Origin of the sequence: Prevotella sp. CAG:592 (assembly GCF_000436015.1) — a bacterium.
GTDB classification, from domain to species: domain Bacteria; phylum Bacteroidota; class Bacteroidia; order Bacteroidales; family Bacteroidaceae; genus Prevotella; species Prevotella pectinovora.
Map to the genome: position 1 here is coordinate 1 of NZ_FR892469.1, position 5,112 is coordinate 5,112.

The following is a 5,112-nucleotide window of genomic DNA, read 5'->3' on the forward strand; positions in this document are numbered from 1 at the left end:
TGCCTTTTATGAATAACATTTACCTCCTACCCGATTGGTTTCTGCGTAAACAATGCGTAAACAAACCATATCTTAATCGTGTCAATTAGTAAGATTCGTGCTCCCAATAGCCTACATCAACCACTTCCAAACCGGCACTACGGGTATTCCCTCTTCCGTGCCCTCCTCATCATACGTAATCAGCAGGCAATTCCAATCCTCGTGCGCCTTGGCATATTTCGCCAATGGTGGCACCTCCCTGTTGTATGTGGTCTCATCCTTGATGCTATAGGACACCTGTATGGCCAACTTCTCTTCAGACACTATGAAGTCTATTTCCTTCTCAGCGTTTAGGAAAAACACATTCTCCTTGCCAAATCGTCTGCACAACTCCACCGCTACCATGTTCTCCAGTAATGATGTCTCTGAGTTCATCAGAAACAGGTTCAGCAAGCCGTTATCGATAAAGTAATACTTCTTCTGAGTCTCTTTCTCCGTCAGCTTTCCAACCTCATTCTCCATGGGCAATATAAGCCAACTGTCAGCGGCATACCCCGCATAGTCAATCGCAGTAGGCACACTAATGGGCGACCCCGTTGACACAATCACATTCTTCAGCCTGTTATACGACAGAGGTTGCTTCACGCTCTCTGCCATCTTCTTAATCAAGATGTTCAGCACCCTGTCGTTCTTAATGTTGTTTCGCGCACAGATGTCACCAAGGTAGATTTTCTGGTACAAACTCGAAAGCATGGCCCGCTTGTTCTTGAACGACAGGATTTCTGGCAGACCGCCGTAATAGAAGTATTCATTCAAATGCCGCTTCACCTCACTTCTTTGGATAGTGTCATACTCCCAATGCTCCTTCAGTTCTACCTGCTGTGCTGCCAGATACTCTTTGAATGAATATGGGTATGCATCATAGATAAAGAACCGTCCGCCCAGCGTAGTTGCCACCTCTTTGCTCAGCATCTTCGCATTGCTGCCCGTCACATACACCCTGTATTTCGCATCAGCCAATCTCCGCACGAACTTATCCCAGTGAGGAATGTTCTGCACCTCGTCCAGAAACACCACCGGCTTCTTACCATACAGTTCCAGGTGGGCTTCCAGCAGACTGTTGAAGTCCTCCGTCTGGAATTCCGCCAGACGCTCATCCTCAAAGTCCACAAACAGAATCTCGTCCCATCCCTTTCCTGCTGCCTGCAACTGACGCACACGCTGATACAGCAGGTACGACTTACCCGCATGTCTCACGCCAACTATCACATAATTGCCATTCTCTTCAAAGTCAGTGGGACGGTTCACAATCACTGCCTCATCCACTTCGCGCTGCTTACTAATTAGGCACTGTTTGATGACATCTTTACTGATACTCATGTAAATTATATTTAATAAGAGTTGTATGATTTTATAAAGTTTGGTTTACAAAGTTAAGTATTTTCTATAAAACAGAATTAATAAACTCTGATTTTTTTACTATATTCTCACACTTTTTTATCACAATCCATGAGTTTTTGCCATTCTTGGTCAGGGTTTACCTATTGTATTGTGTCAAATATGTCTGTCAGATACGAAACGATTCTTCTTCCACGTTGCCACTTTGAACTCAGGTTACTAATTATTTGCCATTAAGTTATTCGAATAGTTTTCTTAGATCCATGTTCAAGAAAACTTCTGGGGAGATACCTTCCTCGCCTACGATAAATGTTGCCGACGGATGGAATAGATTGCGGAAACGCTCTAAGCCCGTGGTATAAGCCTCTCCATTACTTTTTACTTCTATAGCTATGAATTTCTGATTCTTCTTGAGGATGAAGTCAACCTCGTCGTTGCCTTCTCGCCAGTAAAAGACTTCAAAACGATGGGTAAAAGCTTCGCTTAATATGTAGGCTCCTATGGCGGATTCAAAGAATTGTCCCCATTGCTTACTATCAGAAACGGCTTCTTGAAATGTTAAACCTAATTGAGAACTCAATAAGGCATTGTTGTACACTTGGTATTTAGGAATGCTGGCACGTTTGCGGGCTACATCTATAGAAAATTTCTGTAGTCCTGTGACAAGTCCGCTATCGCTCAAAAGATTTAGATAGCCTGCCAATGTAACTGTGTTGCCAGCATCTTGCAATATTCCCAGCATTTTTGTTAGAGAAAGTATCTTACCCGAATAAGCTACGCTCAATTCGAAAGTTTGACGAAGCAGAGCAGGCTTCCCTATTGGAGAATCCATCAAGATGTCCTTGTTTATAGTAGCATCAATGATGGCTCCGCTAACATAGTTCTTCCAACGTTCTTCGTCACCAATAAGCATGGCAGCTCCTGGGTAGCCTCCAAAATAGATGTATTGTTCAATAGTCATTCCAAAGGCTTCTTTCATTTCTGGATAACTCCAATGGCTCATTCTGATTTCCTCATATCGCCCCATGAGAGATTCTGCCAATCCTTTTTCTAATAACACCCTTGACGAGCCTAATAATGCCACTTTGATGTTGATGTGATTTATACTATCAGCGTCCCATTCTTTCTTTACATATTCACTCCAGTTTTTAAGTTTTTGTATCTCGTCAATAACCAAGATCATTTCTTCAAGTCCTTGTGTGCGCATTTGAAGACGTGCATTATTCCAGCAATCGCTAATCCAAGTGGAAGATGTTGAAGGAATGGTGTCGGCAGAATAGAAAAGAAACGGTTTACTTAAATCATCCAATACTTGTTTGATAACGGTAGATTTTCCAATCTGTCGTGGTCCCATGATTACTTGGATGAACATTCTTTGTTCACCTAATCTCTTGATGATGGTATCATATATCTTTCTTTTGTACATGGTCTGTTGTTTATAGATGATGATGTGATATGTATAGTCTTGCTATATTTAATGGGGGCTTTCAAGTTGTTTTACTCAGCATAATGAATAATTTTACTCAGTCGACTGAGTAATTTTACTCAACGGACTGAGTAAAATCCCATCTTCCGATGGCAAATATAGGACTTTTATCTGAAATAACCGCATCTGGTATGTATATTTTTGATTATTGTACAAAAGTATTCTCTGAAATTACTCATTAAAACCCAAACAAAAAGCATTCAACTATAATCAGTGTTTAAGCATATTTATTCAACAGAGTTTGGGGATAAGGCGAAAATCATTCAACCAACCTCAGGCTTACAGTACAAATCCATTCAACTTTTTCTAGGGTAGTACAGACACATACGTTTCGCTTGGTGGCTCCAATGGGTGTGCTGACCAACTTACGAATTGGGACGGAACACAAAAAGTGGGATTGGGTGCGGTTCTAAGAAAAAGGAAGTAAAAGAGGTAGAAACCTCAAGAATGGGACACTAAGAATAAGTCGTTTCCTATTACTTGCCTATTTATCTTTCTTGCATACATATTATTATATAGCCCATATGGCGTAATGAAGGTTGGAATGAGAGTTTTTGTTGTCTTCGTCACCTTCTTAAACACATTTAAGCGGTGTGCCAGGTGGGTATCGTATGCCTTGCTGATTTCATATTCCCCATTACAATACTTCATTTCGCAGACAGAAATCGATCTGTCAGAACGGTCTATCAGTAAGTCTATTTGCGTTCCATGTTTCAAATCTTCGTCAGTCTCCTCATCTGCCATGACTTTTGCAGTAGGACGATAAGACCATGAACAAGGAGTGTTGATGCTACCGTCTATGCCCAAAGCCTTGACTATTTCGTTGATGTGGTGAAGACATACGATTTCAAAGGCATGACCACACCATGACTCATACTCAGCAGTGGTCTGCATCTTGACCCAATAGTTATCGAGGAATGAACCCTTGTTGTGCATGAATTTGAAATAAAACAGGCAGAATGGGTCTGTCAGCTGATACATCATATCTTTCTTCGACTTGCCGAATGGGGTGTAGCTTCGGATGAAATCACATTGCTCTAACTCCTTAAGTATCAGACTAAACCTTCCGTTGTTAGCCAATCCTGTAGCATCTAACAAGTCAAGTCGAGTCATACCCTTTCCCTTATTTTTTAGGGCAGTAACTATGGCAAGATGATTGTTGGCTTTCTTAAAAAGCGAATTGAACAGACGGTCAAACTCTTCGGAGAGTTCTCCGCCACGTGTGAAACAAAGTTGCTGAATATTTTGCGCTACGCTTTTGTTGTTCTCGAAAAGAGACAGGTAATAAGCCACACCGCCCATCGCCATATAACACTCTATGATTTCAGGTCGCTCATAATAGAAACCTTGCGATTTAAAATACTCTTCAACCTCATGCAGTTTGAATGGCGAGAGCAGAATATTGTGAGTAATGCGATTGTGTAGTCCTCCTCGTGAATTGATAACATGATTAAGCATCCAGGTGGTAGCACTTCCGCAAGCTATCAGTTTGATATCGCTACGGTAGGAAGCCCAATCGTTCCAAAAATGTTCTAAGGCGCTGATAAAGTTGGATGCATAAGTGTCGAACCAAGGGAGTTCATCGAAGAAGATGATTTTAGTTCCGTTAGGCATCTTTTCCAATGCTTTCTGAAGAAGTCGAAAGGCTTCCGACCAATTGGTAGCATCTGTATCTATGCCTAACTGGTCGTTAAGTGCGAAGCTGAAACTTGCAAGCTGTTCCTTGGTAGTTACATTGTCTTTGCCAGTTACACGGAATGCAAACTGATTTTCAAACAGTTCTTTCACAAGAAAAGTCTTGCCTACACGTCGTCTACCATAGATAGCAATAAATTCAGATTTACGACTTGAAATATAGTTTTCAAGCTTTTCTATCTCAAGTTCTCTGCCTATAATATTCTCCTTCATATCTATTTCATATTAATGGAACATGTCGCAAAGTTACAGAAAACACGAGATTACGACAACTTTTAAGCAAGAAATCTGTCGTAATCTCACTTTTTCATTGAGATTACGACAGGTTTTGATGATAAAAGCCCAAATTAAAGACTTTAAAATAGGAAACAAGGCATTAGTGTCCAATTTTAAATTGGACACTAATGTTCTCTGACTTGGAAGTAGTGGCATTATCCCTGTCGGCATTAAGGGCAGAATTGATGCCAGGCGGCTGCCTAATAAGTTCATGTCGCAATAACCATATTTCAGTTTTAACCCGAATCGACCATTAGGGCTTGCTTGGATTTTGGTAT

The 5,112-nt window shown here is 41.1% G+C and carries 4 protein-coding genes; all 4 read right to left on the reverse strand.

Annotated elements, in window-relative coordinates:
* Positions 1-111: 111 nt before the first annotated feature.
* The gene (locus tag QVO99_RS00030) at positions 112-1,359 is read right to left on the reverse strand and encodes an ATP-binding protein (protein ID WP_022315534.1); all 1,248 of its coding nucleotides are present in this window, start codon (positions 1,357-1,359) and stop codon (positions 112-114) included.
* A gap of 256 nt (positions 1,360-1,615) precedes the next feature.
* Complete coding sequence (locus QVO99_RS00035; RefSeq protein ID WP_022315535.1) at positions 1,616-2,803, reverse strand: ATP-binding protein; 1,188 nt, start codon at positions 2,801-2,803, stop codon at positions 1,616-1,618.
* A gap of 501 nt (positions 2,804-3,304) precedes the next feature.
* The gene (locus QVO99_RS00040) at positions 3,305-4,771 is read right to left on the reverse strand and encodes an AAA family ATPase (protein ID WP_022315536.1); all 1,467 of its coding nucleotides are present in this window, start codon (positions 4,769-4,771) and stop codon (positions 3,305-3,307) included.
* A gap of 33 nt (positions 4,772-4,804) precedes the next feature.
* The coding region (locus QVO99_RS00045) for a hypothetical protein (RefSeq protein WP_288176819.1) at positions 4,805-5,112 on the reverse strand (308 nt) is incomplete at its 5' end.

Coding starts and splice junctions, on each gene's coding strand:
- QVO99_RS00035 (WP_022315535.1), bottom strand. CDS start 2,803: ATGTACAAAAGAAAGATATATGATACCATCATCAAGAGATTAGGTGAA.
- QVO99_RS00040 (WP_022315536.1), bottom strand. CDS start 4,771: ATGAAGGAGAATATTATAGGCAGAGAACTTGAGATAGAAAAGCTTGAA.
- QVO99_RS00030 (WP_022315534.1), bottom strand. CDS start 1,359: ATGAGTATCAGTAAAGATGTCATCAAACAGTGCCTAATTAGTAAGCAG.